This window comes from Microscilla marina ATCC 23134, from assembly GCF_000169175.1.
In the GTDB taxonomy this organism is placed as follows: Bacteria; Bacteroidota; Bacteroidia; order Cytophagales; family Microscillaceae; genus Microscilla; species Microscilla marina.
In genome coordinates, this window is the sequence record NZ_AAWS01000029.1 from 45,207 (window position 1) to 63,874 (window position 18,668).

General features: G+C 43.5%; 3 protein-coding genes. All 3 read left to right on the forward strand.

All coding sequences use genetic code 11. The features are described from left to right. Positions 1 to 868: 868 nt before the first annotated feature. Entirely contained in the window at positions 869 to 8,533 is a 7,665-nt protein-coding gene (locus M23134_RS23295) for a PKD domain-containing protein (RefSeq protein WP_002700108.1), read from the forward strand. A 650-nt stretch (positions 8,534 to 9,183) separates the two neighbouring features. Beyond that, positions 9,184 to 16,572 carry a T9SS type A sorting domain-containing protein gene (locus tag M23134_RS23300; protein WP_002700113.1) on the forward strand — a complete coding sequence of 2,463 codons (7,389 nt, stop codon included), beginning with the start codon at positions 9,184 to 9,186 and terminating at the stop codon, positions 16,570 to 16,572. Between the two features lie 438 nt (positions 16,573 to 17,010). Then, complete coding sequence (gene ffh / locus M23134_RS23305) at positions 17,011 to 18,348, forward strand: signal recognition particle protein (protein ID WP_002700118.1); 1,338 nt, start codon at positions 17,011 to 17,013, stop codon at positions 18,346 to 18,348. The last annotated feature ends 320 nt before the right edge of the window (positions 18,349 to 18,668 follow it).

Genomic DNA, 18,668 nt, shown 5'->3' on the forward strand with positions numbered 1-18,668 from the left:
AATACTTCAAATAACCCCTTGTTTTACAGCGAATTAACGATATGTCCAATTTTTTTAATCATACGTCCAAGTAATTACCTGGTCTTTTATCTTCCTTTGCATCGTTGATATTTTCAAAAGCATTCAGGCTTTTATGCTTTCCCTTAAACAAACCAGGGAAAAAGTCGCATCACCTACTTGATTGTAATGTATGCAAAATAAGATATTTTATTGAGGTGTAAATGACTGTAAGTCAGTGTTTAAATTATTAGTATTGCTCATGTAGAGGCCAAGTTGTAGGATTTTTATTGAATTACAATTATATTTGCTACTAATTACAGAACTATTAGGATAACTTTATACAAAAAGACAATTTAAAATTAAATATATACAAAGCTGTGATGTAGTTGAATCATTCAGACAACTATATAAATATACTAAGAAACTATACTATAAAAGTAGATGATCAGGCTAGATTGTTTATAACCCAATAACTCTATTCATCTGCCCCACTAACCAAATAAAGCTAATTGATGATACTACCAAATTATTTTACTCTGTTAAAAGTACCAGTTTTGGTACAATTACTACCTCAAAAAAACTATTCCATTCTTTTTTTTAATCCCCATTTACTGTTGAAAAGTACTATAATTTCATAAAATCACTATAAGGATTTTATTGAGCTTATTTTTGGTAATTGAGTTTTGCCAAGTGGCTATTTTATGCGCATTTTTCGATGAATCGCCCCTGTTTTGAGGGGAAGATTCAGGTATTTATTTCTCGAATTTATCTTTAATTATACATAAATATTGGTTGGCTGATCTACTACTAAAGCAATTGATTTTAATCAGCTAAACCCTGTTACTCACTCATAAACAACTACAAAACTATGTTAATGAATTACGCTAAAAAGGAGGCTACCTTCAACAGATGGCGTGGCAAAGCTGCTGTTTTGTCTCCATCCAAAATTCTCTTTTTTACTGTCTGCTTTTTTCTCCTGACTGACTTGAGTTGGGCAGACTGGAGTTTTAAAGAAACATTGCGCCAACAGGCTACTTTTTCTAATGTGACGCTACGCCCCAACGCAAATGTATGTCAGGGAGCACCGGTTACCTTGGGTAATATAGTGATTGATGAAGATACTGGCGAGAATGGTGACTTTAATACAGGAGGAAGCGCTAAAACCTTAGTACTAGAGTTTGGTGCAAATATTACGTTTCCAGCTACCAATTCTCTTGAGATCAAACTAGATGGTAGTCCATCCTCAGACGTGACTGCTTCTGTAGATGGGTCAAATAAGCTTACTATTGGATATAACTTTGGCCCTCCAACAACTACCGCTCAAAATAACTCTATTACTATTTCTAACTTACAGGTAGAAGTAGCTAACAGCGTTGCCGCAGGTAGTTATGAGCTAAAAGTGAATGCCAGTGAAGGAACAGGAACAGCAGGAGAGTTAGATTTAGACGCTGCTAGTGAAGTATTTGCTACAATCACTGTAAAAGAAACCCCTGCCGAGCCCAGCACGATATATGGTCCTTTGAGCTTGTTTCAGGGAGAAACGGCGGTGTATTCAACGCCCATAGTAGCGGGGGTTGATAGTTATGAGTGGACGCTTCCTGCTCAGCTTACCTTAGAGGCAGGCAGCAACCTTGACGATCCTTTCATTGTGGTAACAGCCAATGGTGCTATTTCGTCTGCCAATATCAGTGTAGTGGCTAAAAAAGGGAGTTGTAGCAGCTCTTCTCTAACCAAACAGGTAAGTATCAGTACCAAAGGAGTAGCAGTAAGCGGTGAAACCACTACCCTATGTGACAACCAACAATTGATTAACCTTCCTGACATAGTATTGAGTGAAAAGTTTTATGCAGATTTCTCGGCAATTTCTGGGACTTTGCGGTTGGGGTTTGACAATAATAATGACTTTGATTTTGATGTTGACAACTCTGAGGCCATTTTTACTACTGCTTCGGGGGTAGGGCAAAAAACATTTGATGTTCAACAAACAGGCTCTAATACTTTAGAGGTAAATTATAATTTTGTGGGCTCAGAAACAGAGCTTAATAGCTTAATTATCAGAGGTGTAAAGGTAAAAGCTACTACTGCCTCTGGAAGTGGGCAAATACGCATGAAACTTGGGAGTGCCAACTTTGAGGGCATTAGTAATGCTACCCCATTGGCAAAACTTGCCATAGGTGCCTCGCCCGTAGCCATCAGTTTTGATGCTCCCCAAGCGTCAGTATGTACCAATACTGAGGTTACTTTTAATATTATAGACGCCACCAACACAAACGTCACTTATGAGTGGAAACTACCCGTAGGCATGGGTATCAAAAATACTATGGCAACTTCGGCTACAGTAGAAGTAGGGAGTAACGCCGCAAGTGGTGATATTGAAGTAAGAGCTGTAAATAGTAGCGGTTGTTCCAGCCCTTGGGCTACCCACGCTGTAACCGTAAACACCACCCCCGAAAAGCCGTCTGTGATTACGGGAGATGCTCAGGTTTGTTTGGGAACCACCAACTTGTATTATGTAGCAGCCATACCTGGAACCAGCACCTATGAGTGGGTAGTACCTACTGGCAAATTTACCAGTACAGAGGGCACTACGGTAACAGGCGCTACCGAAGATGTAATTACTACAAATACCAATTTTATCAACCTTGCTTCGGTAGAAGCAAGTGCTACTGCATTGCCAGTAAAAGTAAGAGGTGTAAGTAGTACCTGTGGCACCGGAACATTCTCAGACATCCTGAATATTACTCTAAACTCTGCTCCAGAAGTAACCATTACTGGAGTAACCGATGGGCAAGCGTTTACTACCAAAGATGCAGCAGTTTCGTTGGGTGCCATACTTAATTCAAATGGCAGCGTGCTTACTGGAGGAACTTTTTCGGGTACAGGTGTAAGTGGGAATAAATTTTCTCCCTCTGCCGTATCCGTTTCCGGAGGCGATGGTGTTACCGTTCCTATTACTTATACCTACGACAACGGACCAGATTGCCCTTCTATAGCCAGGGTAAATGTGGTAGTAAACGAATCTAGTGGGATTAATGGTATAGTAGCAAGTTATTGTAAAGGAAACACGGTAGTACAGAACTTTAATATTACCAGAATATTCCCTCAAATAGGAAAGTTTTCTCATCGATACATTGTCGGTCTAAAAGCTTTGCCTAATGCTAGTTTGAAGACTGTAGGGGGCAACGGACCCATTATGACCAATACTCCTCCTTGCAATACTTCGGCTCCGGCAACTAACCCAGCCCAGTTTAACTATTCTTTTACTCCTGGAGTACTTGACCCTGGCGAATACCAAATACAAGCGTATGTAGTAACGGTGTTTACTAGAGGGGATATTATTATCAAAGACCCGTTTAAGCTAACCAGCCCAATTACTCCCATAGGAATAGGTACCAACTGTAGCGTATCACTACAAACTTTGGCAACAATCAAAATCGAGGATATTCCAACTCCGGTTATCAGAAGTACCGCAGGGATTACAGTGTGTGCCGATGGTACCACTGAGCATACCTATTCGGTAGTACCCAAACCTGGACATACTTACAGATGGGATGCAGGTTTTGGTGGTCGTATAGCAGATGGCGTAAATACAGGTGACCTAGTAAAAATAATATGGGATCAAGCAGGTAATAATCGACAGGTAAAAGTAACTTCAACCAACGCCAATTGTTCGGGGGCTACTTTTTTATCTGTCAATGTAAATCAGGTACCCGTTCCAACGATTGAAGAAAGGGTAGACGGAAAAGACAAAAACACGGCTTGCGCTGGTTCAACTGTTCGCTATAGAGGCTTGAATGGAGATGGAAATGACTATAAATGGACGGTAACCAATGGTAGCATAGAGTCAGATGATGATAAAAATATCGTAGAAGTAAAATGGGGGGGGCAATCGGGTACCCTCACATTGAGTACCACCAACAGTGATGGTTGTACGGGTTCGGTTGATTTGCCCGTAAACATTGATACTGCTTCTGACCCTGACATGCAAGGAGCAGATGCCGTTTGTGCAAATGCGCAGGGAATACAGTACACCATCAGTGCCGACCCTGGCGATGTAGTGGAGTGGACAATTACGGGAGATGCATCACATACACTTTCTCCAGATAAGTTAACGGCTACCATTGATTGGGGACCAGGACCTGTAGGAAAGATTGAAGTCACGAAAACATCGGCAGTGTGTGAAGGGTCGGACGAAAAGATAGTGGCCATCAATGCTCTGCCGGTAGCAGAGATTTCTACTTCCTCGTCGGTGTATTGTGTGACTGACCCTAAGGCATCTTTTCAGCCAACTGTAAACGGTGCTACCGATATTTCGTCAGGCACAGGAGTGTACAGACTAGAAAATCCAGACGGGACGCCTGTACCATCTGCGGTTTTTAATGGAGATGACCTGGACATATCATCTATAGGGATAGGCAAATACGTGGTGAAATATACTTTTACTGTGTCGGCAGGTGGTTGTCAGGACGAGTCATCGGGCACCCCTATTGAGGTCATTGCAAAGCCTGATGCCAGTTTTAGTGGAATTAACGCTGCAAAAAAGTATTGTGCGTCAGATAACCTGGTGTTAACGTCTTCTATTGCTGGGGGATTTTTTACCATTACCCAACTAGACGGAGGTGGTAATCTGATAGCATCCACCGCCAAAGATTTTGCAGTAGGTGCCACCAATACTACTACTACCATTCCACTTGGGGAATTAGAGGGTACTGGTTTGGGTGAGTACCACGTCATTTATACCTTCCGCAACTCTAGTGGTTGTGAGGATGTATCAGATGAAGATACCTTTGAGATACTTGCCTTGCCTACCGTGAGTGTAGACATCAATGGCATCGATTTAGAAAGTTGTGTAAAAGAAGACGAGTTTATTTTATTTGTGACAATAGATGGGTTTTCGCGGTGGGCACCTTTAAGCACTGACGATTCATTTTTTGAGATAAGAAGGGTATCGGGTAGCCGAGCTCCTACCGACTTTAAGGAAATGAAAGAAGACAATGGTTTTGGAGGCACGCGTTTGAGTAGACGTTTTAATCCTAAATACCCAATCACGCACAACGAAACTGCCATTGCAAACGATGCACCTGCTACAGAATGGAACGAGCTTGCCGGAGTATATGAAGTAAGGTATGTCTACACTAATTTTAGGGGTTGCCAACAAACATCTGCTCCCCAAACATTTACCCTGAAAAAGCTTCCGGTGGTATCTTTCACCGGGTTAAGCAACTTCTATTGTAAAGCTGTAACCAACGTCCAGTTAACTCCTTCGGTAGATGGCGCTTTGCCAGATGTTAGCAAAGGCACCGGAACATTTAGAATATTCAATGCAGGTGGAATAGAGCAAACATCGTTTACAGGCAATGAATTTGACCCTTCTGTATTAGGTTTAGGAGGTTTTACGATCACTTACGAGTATCAGCTTACTGGAGGGTGTAAGGGAGTAACCGCAGCACAACCGTTTACTGTAGGCGAAGCTATAGTACCCACGTTTAGTTTTGTAGCCCCCAACCCAGACAATAAATACTGTGTAAAAGGGGGAGATATTGCTTTGCAACCAGATGCGGGAAATACAGGGGGAACTTTTACCGTGACTAACCCTAAAGGAGAAGAGTTTACCCTTGATGGGAATGTGATAGAGTTAGCCAGTTTTTCTGACATAGGTAGCTATCAGGTAAGGTATACTTTTACCGATGGGGCGGGCTGTACAGGTACATCTGCTAACCAAACTTTTCAAATTGTACCCTTGCCTGTTATCACTATCAAAAACATCAATAGTAATGGAGAGTATTGTGTACAAAGCCCAGTAATTACACTGATTCCTGAAATAACCACAGGGGCAGGAAAACTAGATGTACCCGATTTAGATGCTACCAAGGCTTACTTTCAAATCAAGCGAAAAGAAGACAGCGACAATGACTATGTAACCATGGTAACACCGGGAAGCCCCGACCTGACCAATGAGTTTAATCCTCAACGTCCGCTTCCGAGTAGCCCACCAATACCACCAGATGCTCCTACCAGTGTATGGAACCAGGTAGTGGGAGAGTACGAAGTAAGGTATGTTTTCGAAGATGGCAATGGTTGTCGTAAGGAGTCAGCCTCTGAAATTATTAAGGTTACTCCGTTGCCTCAACTGTCTTTTACTGGCTTGTCAGCTTCTTATTGCGACGATGTAGAATTGGTAACATTGATTCCATTTGATGGAGAATCTCGGATTACTTCAGGAGTAGTTTTTAACTATAGAAAACTCTCTGAGTCTACTTTTACTCCTTTTACTCAAGGTAATTCGTTTAGCCCTAACAAATGGGGGGCGGGCGAATATGAAATTATGCTGGAAAGCGCTGTGAGTGGTTGTCAAAACTCATCTAACCGCGATAGTGTGGTAACTATAAAAATAGAGCCTACCCCAAAACAAATCAGGGTGGTAGCCAGCCGTGATTATAATAGTAGAACGTTGAATTTTTCGGCGACTGCCAATGGAGTCAATGATACATGGACATGGTCTTGGGACTTTAAAGATGGTACGACCAGCCAAGAGCAAAATCCGGCAAAACAGTTGTCAGCTACTTTGCCCCAGGTAATCAATTATGAACTCATTCCTACAACCGAACTGGGCTGTAATGCTTCGGTGAGTAAACGCTTTAAGATGGACTTTGATTTTACTGGTCATTGTGCAGGTGGTGTCACCAGGTTTACCAATAAATCAGAGTTGCCAGGCGATGTTGTTGGAGCTATTTCCTGGGATTTTGGTGATGGGCAAGGAACGTCTACCGAAACCAACCCTGGACATACTTATCAAAACCCTGGGACTTATTGGGTTACATTGTCTATTCAAACTGACGACGAAGTAGCTACCTACAAGTTGCGTCGCCGGTTGGATATTTTCCCAGTGATTGAGGTCAACTCAGAGCAGTTTTATGTAGAAGGTTTTGATAATGGGACTGCCGGGTGGATCTCGCACGGAGTAGTAGATGTAGACAGGGTAGAAGTGGATAGCACCAGTTGGACTTTGAAAAACCCCGATGGTTTTCTTATTCGCAACCCCAATGGCAATGCTTGGATAACCGACAACCGAAGCAACCCTCACAGAATAAATACTGACGCCAACTACAACAACAACGAGCAGTCTTATGTAGAAAGTCCTTGTTTTAACATTGCTGGTTTGAACAAGCCGATGATTTCATTTAGCTACTGGTCTGATACCGACCTGGGAGCAGATGGAGTAACTTTACTTTATACCATTGATGATGGTAAAACCTGGCACCGTTTGGGTACCGGAGAGTTGGGTATCAATTGGTACAATACCAAACCTATATTGGGTGCACCCGGCAAGACCAGTAGTACTTTAGATGTAAACGCTAACCCTGACAGTCAGGGGTGGTCAGGCAAACTGTTGCCAGTCAATGGCAAATGGCAAGTAGCCCGGTATAGCCTCACCGAAGCTTTGATAAAAATGCAGGCAATGGGCATTAAAAGTCGAATGGTTAGGTTTAGAATGTCGTTTGGTAGCAATGCCGATAACCTGCCTAATGCCAAGTTTGATGGTTTTGCTTTTGACAATGTGATTGTTAGTAATAGAAACCGATTGGTATTGCTTGAGTATTTTATCAATACCGGATTGCCCAACGCGGCCGAATATGATTTAACGGCGAAAAACTTTCCGAAAACAGGGAATAAGGATGAAATTGTGAAGATTCATCACCATACTGGTTTTCCTGGCATTGACCCATTGAACGAAGTAAACAAAAAAGATCCTAGTGCCAGAGCGTTTCACCACGGAATACGCGAAGTACCAAGAGGGGTAGTAGACGGTTATTTTAAAGATACCCTGATTGGCCAATGGACACAAGATATTTTTGCTGACCGCACCCTTATTCCGGCACCTTTTACCATTGATATCACCAATGCTGCTACCAGTGGCGGGCAACTCAACATCTCTACCAAGATACAGGCATTGTTGAATTTTGACCGAAAAATAATCATCAATGTAGCAGTGGTAGACTCAGCGGCTACTGCCAATGGGCAGGTATATTATAATGTAACCCGAAAAATGTTACCAGATGCTGCCGGAACCTACTGGGAGGCTCCCTGGGTACAAGGAGATAGTCAAACCTTTGATTTTAGCTGGGATTATGGCAATCTGGACCCTACTGGTTTTAAAGTAATTGTTTTTGTAGAAGATTACGAAACCAAAGAAATCTGGCAAGCAGGTACAGGGGGAGTAAGTGTAAAAAGACAGCACGAAGGGCAAAGTGAACACGAAGTAACTGGCGTAGAAGATGAATTGTTGATGGGTGGTGCGGTACTGTTTCCTAACCCTACTACTGACCGTTTGAACGTGGCCATCAAAACGCAACTATCGCCCAAAGCACAGTGGCAGATATGGTCGGTAACAGGTAAGTTGGTAAAACAAGGAAGTTGGAGCCAAGGCAAGAAACGAGTCTCTATAGATGTGCAAGCACTAGCCGGAGGTTGGTATATTCTTAGAGTGGCTGACAAAGGCAAAACTTCTCAGTTGAGGTTCGAGAAGCACTAGTACTTATTCAAGTATTGATTGAGTAGAGGGCATTGCGGCTGTTTTTCAGTGGGGCAATGCCCTTTTTTTATGGGCAACACTATGCAAATATTGTCAGGAGGCAAAGCATTTTGTGGAAGCACCAATTGAGTCAACTTGGCTCAAGCCATCTGCCACATATATGGTAAGTTTTGGTTTCAGTACGTTTCTTGAAAATAATATTTGAATACTTAAAAATAGTATTAAATTTGTCGAAGTGGCTTTATTGAAATAATATTATGCCAAAGTTTAAAAAACTGCTCTTTTGCTTAACTATTGACTAACTATGTTACACACCTGCCCAAAATACTACAAAAAAAGCCTTTACATTTCACCGTTTTTTTCAACACCTATCCACCCACCTTTTAGGGTTTGTCAACGCCCACCCTTGTTTATATAAATAGATCATTGAGCGCAAGTACCACCGGTATCCCATATACTCAATGATCAAAGGTTGCTTATGGTATTTTTAGAGGGCAGTTGCCTGACAAAACCTGAGACAACTTATTTTAATATTCATCAAATATTTGAACGATTTCCAGCATTAATGCGGCTTTGTTGCTTGCTAAACTAGCCGATTGATATTGGTTTGTTACCTACTATAACCTGTTTAACACAACAACACAAAACGTATGTTACACATTTTCAAAACCAGAGGAATGAAACCACGTGGTAAACTCATTGCTCAAGCCAAAAACCTACTCTATACAAAAACGAAATACCTGTTATTGGCGACCTGTATTACTTTGGCACTTACCGTGAATGGGAGGGTAAAAACCCCTGAAAAGACACGGGCTAAAAAAAGCGCCTTGTTTGCCATTGGAGTACAAACCCCTGCCGTAGAATTGTGTGCAGGCACGGGGGCTGTAACCCTTGACAGTATCATCATTTATGAGAATAACATCGATGACTTTTGGAATTGGACTTTTGGTGAAACTATGGAGATTTCATTAGGCGATGAAACCAACTTTGCCTTGTCGGGTACCCCTACAGTATACATTAGCCCTGGAGTAAGTGATGCCACAATTAATGCACGCATTGAAAACAACAAGCTTAAGTTTGACTACAACTTTGTCAATAGAGCAACTCTGGATAGTATCATCATTACCGGGTTACAGGTAGAAGCCCTCCCTACTGCGTCTACTGCCTCGTCTACTACCCTAAGCGTAACCGCCGGCATTGGCGATATAGTAGGGTTTCCACTGGCTACAACTCTGGCAAATATTAATTTAAAAGTACACCCTGGTACCCCCTCATTTATTCTGGGTGCCAACAATGTATTTGCCGGAGAGACAGTCAATTACTACGTACCTACCATTGCCAATGCCGATGAGTACGAATGGGACATTCCGGCAGAGCTTAACGGAGGTACTGCCACCGTTACCAACACTGGTACCAACAACTTTATAGCATTGACTGTGCACGCGGTTACGAGCACGTCAACTGTAAACTTAAGGGTAAGGGGTAAAAATACTACCAGTGGTTGCGATGGTGCGTATGTCTCTTACCCTATTACAGTGAATCCGGTAGGTGTATTGGTTACACCAGGCAGCCTGGAGCTTTGCAAGGGGGGCAGTACCCAAATATTGCCCGATATTAAGATAAACGAACAAGCTAAAACAGACTTTAGTACCAGCGGTAACCTCGTTTTATCGCTGGGTAGCACAGATTATACTTTCTCAGGACCCATTACTGTGATGGTCAATGGAGTTTCGCCTGGGGTACCAACTACGGTAAATGCCCACTCTATAGAGATTAGCTATGATTTTACTTCGGGGTATGATGCCACTACTGACGAGATGGTGATAAGTGGTTTGCAAATAACTGCCAACAGCAGTGCCACCGGGGTGGCTGAATTAAAAGCTACTGGTGGTACTGGTGGGTTGGCAAATGTAGATGGAACCACTGTTTTTGCGACTGTTACCGCCATTGACCCACCAGTACAGGCAACCAATATTGTAGGTCCCAGCGTGGTTTATTCGGGCGAATCGATTACTTTTTCAGTAGATGCAATCGCTGGAGTAAACAGCTATGATTGGGACTTGCCAGCGGAGCTCAATGGAGGTACGGCTGGGGTAGTCAATACCACTACCAATGCAATTACCCTTACTACCCAAACCGTAAGTGCTGCAACAGCGGTAAGCATTAGTGTGAAAGGCAAAAAAACGGGTTGCGTAGACGGGGCGTACTCTGCTCCATTTCATGTTACCATTAACCCCACCGGGGTAGACGTGACACCTTCGTTGGTGACTATATGCCGGGGAGGATCTGCCAAGACATTGCCTGATATAGTAGTAACAGAAAGATTTCTGTCTGATTTTAGGCACAATTCGGGAGGAAGTAATACATTGATCTTATCGTTAAGCAATACAGACTTTACCTTGGGAGGGAGCCCCACAGTAACGGTGACCAATACCTCAGGAACCAGCAGCTTTTCAACTTCTTTTGGCGGTGCAGGTAACTTGAGAATCAACTATGACTTTGCAACTGATACCGAATCCCAAAACAACATTATGACCATTAGTGGTCTTGAGGTATCAGCCAATGCCTCGGCAGCAACATCGGTAAACCTGACGCCTAATTCTGGCACTGCATATATAGAAGGGGTCACTACTTCTACGGTGTTTGCTACTGTCAATACCGCGACTGTTCCGGCGCAAGCCCCTGCATTTGTAGCTTCAGTAAGTACGCTATGTGTAGGTACTCCCGTCACTTTTACTATTGACTCTATTCCCAGTGCGGCTACTTATGAGTGGCAATTGCCAGCTGGAGTAAATGTAGCTGGGTCTTCTACCGATTCTACCATTGCTTTAACTGCTACCTCCGACGCGGTCAACGGTGTAGTAAGGGTAAGAGGGGTAAGCAGTGAAGGGTGTGCTGGAGCATGGCTAGAGCAAAATGTCACCATCAAATCGGTACCTACTGCGGGTACTATAGAGGCGCTTACCTCTAACACTTTGTGTGCCGGGCAGTCCGCTACTTTTTTTGTTTCTTCGGTAGAAGGAGCTACTAATTATGAGTGGGTGTTGCCAACTGAATTGGCAGAAGCAGGCGCAGCCCACCAAGATACTGTAGTAACTACCAATAGTTTGATAACCTTGACTGCCAGCAGTGCAATTACTTCGGTTACCAGTGTAGACATTAAGGTAAGAGGGGTAAATACAGACTGTGGAGAGGGAGCTTTTTCTGCGTTATATACCATTACTATCAACCCTTTGCCAGTGGTTAACCTGACAATGGCGATTAGTGGTGGTGGTGGAGCCCTGGCAGATGGTGCGGCTCATCCTTCCAATGGTGTAGCCATTGATTTAACCGGGGCTCCTACAGGAGGAGTGTTTTCGGGCAACGGTGTAGTTGGCACTCAGTTTAACCCTGGTTTGGTGGGGGTAGGCGTACATCAACTAAGGTATACCTATACCGACGGCAGTGGTTGTGCAGGTGCCGACTCAGTGACAATCAATGTGACCAACCCTACCTCAGTGTCGGGGCTTGCCTCAGGTTACTGTAAAGATGACAACGTACCTGATGCATTTGAGGTACAAAAAATCATTTCTAAAACAAGCAATAAAATCGTATACATTCAAGCCCTGGAGCAGGTCAATGGGCTAAGCTCTTCAGGTGGTCCTGTATCTTCTTCAAGACCTTTTGTGATTTGTAATACAGGGTTAATTGGGCAGTCAGATGCCACGCTAAATTATAGGTTTACTCCCTCGCTTACCAGTACCGAAAAGGTATACATTCGGGCTTTTATTCATGAGGTAGACAATTCAAGTGGCTCCCTTGTTTGTAATACCACCAGAATAGATACCCTAGCCACAGTAGATGTAAGTCCGTTGCCCAACCCGGTAATTAAAGATACCAACGGAACCATTTGTGCCGACAATGCTACAGAGTATTATTATGCCATTACCAATCCCAATCCTGCCCACTCTTATCAGTGGAGCATTAACTCTAGTGGAGTAGGCACCATTATTCCACAAAAAGCCGACTCAGTGATTAGTATTCGTTGGCAAGGCGATGGTAGCCATCAACTTACTGTAACCGAAACCGTGAAAGCAACTGGTTGTAAAAATGAGGTGTCTATACCGGTAACGGTACGGGCATTGCCAGCCACCCCAGTGGTAGTCGGTGAAGACAACGTATGTGCAAATAGTCTGAAAGGCTACAAAGTGACATCGGCAGGTGCTACCTCCTTTCAATGGTCTGTAACCAATGGTTCTATACAAAATGGGCAGAATACGGATAGTATTACGGTACAATGGTTGGGAGTGAGTGGCAATGTGGTAGTAGAAGCTTTCAATGGTTTTGGTTGTAAAACCTCCGCTGCCCGCTCAGTGACAGTAAGTGCTCCGCTCACCCCGGTGATTTCTGTTGGAGCAAACAGTGTGTGTGCGGGGGCAACCAGCGAAGTATACGAAACTATATTATCGCAAGGAGGCACGGTGCAATGGATAGTAGCTGGGGGAGAAATTACAACCCCTGGAGCGGTACTGCAAACAGATGGTTCTTACACTATGAGCGGAACCACTCAGATTGAGGTAAACTGGGGCACCGGAAGCTCAGGCAATGTAACTGTGATTGAGTCGGTAGGTAGCTGTACCGGGCAGGCAAGCCAATTGGTAACCATCAATCCTTTACCTTCGTTGAAAATCAGTGGTTTGACCTCCAGCATTCTTTGTAAGCAGGGCAACTCTATTACTTTAAAGGGCGCATTGAGTGCTTCTGACTTACCTGCTGGACAAACCGGAACTTTTACCATTACCAAGCAAAGTGATGGCTCAAAACAACAGTTTCCGTCTACCAATCAATACGTAATTGACCCCACAGCCTTGGCTATAGATAAATACGATGTAAAGTTTGAGTACCAAGATACCAACAGTTGTCTGGACAGCGTAAAAACAGCCTTCGAAATCATTGCTACTCCTACGGTAAACTTTACAGGAATAGACCCACCTACAGTCAAAAAGTACTGTGTAAGCGCCAAAGCAATTGCTTTGACTCCTACCGTAGACACCCTGCCGCCAAGTCCTGCGTCTAATGGTCAGTTTACAATCAAAAAGATTGGCGCCTCTGATAGTCTCAACCTTGGCAAAGGGCAGCATACTTTTGACGCAAGTGCCTTGCAAGGTGAAGGTGTATACAACATTACTTATCGTTTCACTACTGGCAATGGTTGCGTGGCTACCTCTGCACCCCAGGCATTTGAGCTGGTAGGGTTGCCCGACTTGAAAGTTTTAGGAGTGGCTACCAATGGCTATTGTGTGCGCAATACTACTACAGTAAGGTTGTATCCCGAAATAAATTCAGTGGCATTGCCACCTGATAGTTTGTTGCCACTAGACTCAGTAGATACCTATTATATGATAAGAAGAGTATCGCTTCCGCGAACCAACTATGAGTACCTGGTAGCAGGCGATACCCTGACTAATGTTTTTAACCCAAGCCACCCAATACCCTCTGAGACTGCGGTTCCGGCCAATGCCTCAGTACAAGACTGGAACAAACTGGCTGGGGAATATGAGGTTATTTTTGCCTATACCGATGGGGATGGTTGTGTGAATACTTCCCAAAACCCTGTAACCATCGTGGTCAACCGTTTGCCAGAGCTGTCATTTACTGGGCTTAGTCTAAGCAAAGCCTATTGTGGCGATGTGGCACAAGTACCCTTGACACCCTTAGACCGTGGGGTAGAGATTCCTTCTTCTGTAGAGTTTAAATACCGTGCAGTGTCAGGTACAGATACCACCTTTCAACGTTTTACCGGAGGCAATTCGTTTACCCCCAACCAAGTGCCCCCTGGCGAATACGAGATTATGCTCAAGTATACCACCAACCCTGAAGGTTGTGCCGATAGCATTACAGTAGGGGGAATTACAGTAACTCCTACCCCAAAAAATATGCAGATTACAGCCAGTCAAAACTACGGGTCAGATACGGTAAGGTTTACGGCAACGGCACTCAATACAGGATCGAGTGGTTTTTGGGCGTGGGATTTTAAAGATGGCACCGCCAGCACTGATCAAAACCCTGACAAACTTTTGGGGACAGTATTGCCCAAAATTATTAATTACTCAGTAACAGCAAGCACTGGTACTTGTGATACTACCGTGACCAAAACTTTTAGAATGGAGTTTGATTATTCGGGGCAGTGTGCAGGTAGTGCCACCAACTTTGTCAACACCTCGTTGTTGAGCGATGCCACTGGTACAGTATCGTGGAGTTTTGGCGATGGAAGCCCGACTGTTACCGGAAACGTGGTAAGTCATCAATACCAGACCCCAGGTACTTATTGGGTGACACTCAATATAGTTACTCAAGATGGGGTGGCGTCTTACACCCTGCGCAGAAGGATAGATATTTTTCCAATGATTTCGGTTACTCAACAGGCTTTCTATCACGAAACTTTTGAAAGCGGAACCGGAGGTTGGATAAGCCACGGGGTAGTAGGAGTAAACCTTATTCCGGTAGATAGTACCAGTTGGCAACTCAAACAACCCGATGGATTTCTGATCAGTAATCCAAATGGTCAGGCCTGGATAACTGATAACCGAAACAACCTTTACCGGGTAGACACAAACGCCAACTATAGCAGCAATGAGCAGTCGTATGTCGAAAGTCCTTGCTTTGATATTGCAGGGCTAAACAAACCTATGATCTCATTTCGCTACTGGTCTGATACTGAGCAAGGCGCCGATGGAGTGGTGCTTTTATATACCATAGATGATGGTAAAACTTGGTTGCGTTTGGGTTCGCAAGGTTTGGGCATCGATTGGTACGATACCAAGCCTATACTGGGTTCTCCGGGCAGTGCCAGCGACGGGGCGAAAGTAAGTACCAACCCCGACAATCAGGGATGGTCGGGCAAAAGCCAACTCACCAATGGCGAGTGGCTAACGGCAAGGTATAGCCTTACCGAAGTATTGATCAAAATGCAAGAGTTAGGGCTGACCAGTCGGATAGTGCGTTTTCGCATGTCTTTTGGTAGCAACGGCGATAATCCGGCTACGGAAACTTTTGATGGTTTTGCCTTTGATGATGTGAAAATTGGTAATCGAAACCGCATTGTACTCTTAGAGTATTTTATCAATCAGGGAGTAGCAAATGCAGCAGCTCAGGATTTGGAGGCAAAAAACTTCCCGCAAACGGGCAATACCAACGAGATCGTGAAAATTCACCATCACACCGGGTTCCCGGCGGTTGATGTGTTTAATATACAAAACGAAAAAGACCCAAGTGGCAGGGCTTTTCACCAAGGTATAAGAGAAGTGCCAAGGGCAGTAGTAGATGGCTATTTTAAAGATGAAGTAATAGGGCAGTGGACTCAAGATCATTTTGCTGACCGGACTCTGATTATTTCGCCATTTGATATTAGCATAGAGCAAGCCAATGTAAATGGACAAACCCTGACTGTGTCGGCTACTGTGGCAGCTAATCAAGTGTTTAGTCGCCCGGTAGTATTGCATGTAGTGGTGGTAGACTCAGCAGTAAGCACCAATGGTGAATGGTATTATAATGTTACCCGTAAAATGTTGCCCGATGCTGCTGGTGCTTACCGGGGGACTCCTTGGGTGCCTGGCGAATCCCAAACCTTGAACTTTACCTGGAACAAAGGTGATTTAGACCCAGCAGGATTTAAAATAGTAGTCTTTGTAGAAGATTATCTTACCAAGGAAATTCATCAGGCAGGTACTGGTAATGTCACCAGTAATCGACGAGAAGCCGAAGGACAAAGCGAACATCAGGTGACCAACGCAGACAATCACCTGTTGGCTGGTCAGGCAGTGGTGTTTCCAAACCCTACTACCAAACTGTTGCATGTAAAACTGGAAACTAGCCGGGTACTTTCGGCAGGTGCCACATGGCAAATTTTATCAATGAATGGTAAAGTGTTGAAAAAAGGGCAATGGCAACAAGGCAAAAGTCAAATGTCACTCAACGTAAGCGATTTGGCGGATGGCTTGTATATTTTACGTATTGTAGACCAGCGTAAAAGTATAGAGCGAAGGTTTGAGAAACAGTAAGTAAAGCAGGAATTTTGTTCTTTGGCGACCTTCAAAGTTTATCCCGCAGGGAACGAGCAAAGTTAGCTTGTAATTCCTAGGTCTGTTCGGAAACAGTAAGTAGTTCCTTACAAGATAAATTTTTTCAAGGGTTGGGCTTGTAATAGCCCGACCTTTTTTTTGGTGTTGATAAGCGTTTGGCGGGTTAAATCAGCTCAGTCACCAGTAAAAAAAACAATCGCCCACTATCAATGACTAAAAGCCAACCGCCTCATAGTATGATTTTCAGTAATCTTGTATATCTTTGTATGTTATAGAATCTTATACCATATAAGATTTGGTTTGATCATTTTAGAATAGCAAAATCAAAGATAGTATTCTTTAGAGCAGAGAAATAGCTGCCACAGCAGTGTTTTGTTGCTTTTATATGTAATACCCTTAATAAAAATATAAATTGCCATGTTTAGTACATTAAGTCAGCGCATAGATAAAGCTGTAAAAAACCTGAAAGGAAAAGGGCGCATTACCGAAATTAACGTAGCCACTACAGTAAAAGAAATCCGTCGAGCATTGGTGGACGCCGATGTTAACTATAAAGTTGCCAAGCAAGTAACGGACGAGATTAAAGAAGAAGCCTTAGGGCGCAAAGTATTGATCAACGTAGAACCTGGACAACTTTTGGTGAAAATTGTTCACGAAAAGCTGACCGCACTAATGGGAGGTGAAGAAGAAGAGATCAATATCGAAGGCGATCCGGCAGTTGTGTTGATGTCTGGCTTACAAGGTTCGGGTAAAACTACCTTTTCGGGAAAACTGGCAAATTTTATTAATAAAAAGAGAAACAAAAAAGTATTACTCGTAGCCTGTGACGTGTACCGCCCGGCGGCAATTAATCAGCTACAGGTAGTAGGTGAGCAAATAGGAGTAGAGGTATACGCTGAACCCGAAAACAAAAATCCGGTAAGCATCTCCCAAAACGCCATCAAGTATGCTAAAGAAAATAACCACAAGGTAGTAATTGTGGATACGGCAGGACGTTTGGCAGTAGACGAAGAAATGATGAAGGAGATTGAGGACGTAAAAAACGCCATCAAACCTTCAGAAACTTTGTTTGTGGTGGACTCTATGACAGGACAAGATGCTGTAAATACTGCCAAAACTTTTAACGAGCGCATTAACTTTGATGGGGTAGTACTGACTAAGTTAGACGGTGACACCCGTGGTGGAGCAGCATTGTCTATTCGTGCGGTTGTAAACAAACCTATCAAGTTTACTGGAACGGGTGAAAAAATGGACGCTATCAATGTGTTCCGCCCCGAAGGTATGGCAGGGCGTATCCTGGATATGGGAGACATCGTAGATTTGGTACGCCGTACCGAAGATATGTTCGAAAAAGAGGAAATGGAGCGTTTGAATCGCAAAATGCGTAAAAACCAGTTCGATTACGACGATTTCCTTTCTCAACTACAGCAAATCAAAAACATGGGTAACCTCAAAGACCTGATAGGTATGTTGCCTGGTATGAACAAAGTTTTGCGCGACGTAGACATTGACGAAAACTCTTTTAAACCCATCGAGGCAATCATCCGTTCGATGACCCCACACGAGCGTCAAAATCCTGCTGTGTTGAAAGAAGGTAGCCGACGCAAACGCATTGCCAACGGTAGTGGTACTTCTATCCAACAAGTAAACAACCTCATCAAGCAGTTTGAAGACATGCGTAAGATGATGAAGAAAATGAATAAAATGACCAAAGGTGGTAAGCGTGGTTTTGCCAACTTAAACCCGTTTGGTTAAGAGAGGCTAATACAAATAAAAAAAACGGCAAGTGGTATGAATACTGCTTGCCGTTTTTTTGCTTTAGAGTGTATTTTTTGCGGTGTAATACCAAATCGTTGCCATTACCCGTACATATTGTATGTCTACATCTAAAAGCCATCACCAAGCTTGTTTCCTCCTCTTGGTCTTAAGCGCAGCTGACCAAGAGAGCGGGTAACGATAGCGAAGAACTTGGTCTTGCCAAAAAAGACCACTACAAGTGAGTTTGTATGGGTTTTCAATCAGACTTGGTATAAGTAGCCGCAAGTAATGAGCTATAAGTCCTTAGATACCAATGT

Coding starts and splice junctions, on each gene's coding strand:
- ffh (WP_002700118.1), top strand. CDS start 17,011: ATGTTTAGTACATTAAGTCAGCGCATAGATAAAGCTGTAAAAAACCTG.
- M23134_RS23300 (WP_002700113.1), top strand. CDS start 9,184: ATGTTACACATTTTCAAAACCAGAGGAATGAAACCACGTGGTAAACTC.
- M23134_RS23295 (WP_002700108.1), top strand. CDS start 869: ATGTTAATGAATTACGCTAAAAAGGAGGCTACCTTCAACAGATGGCGT.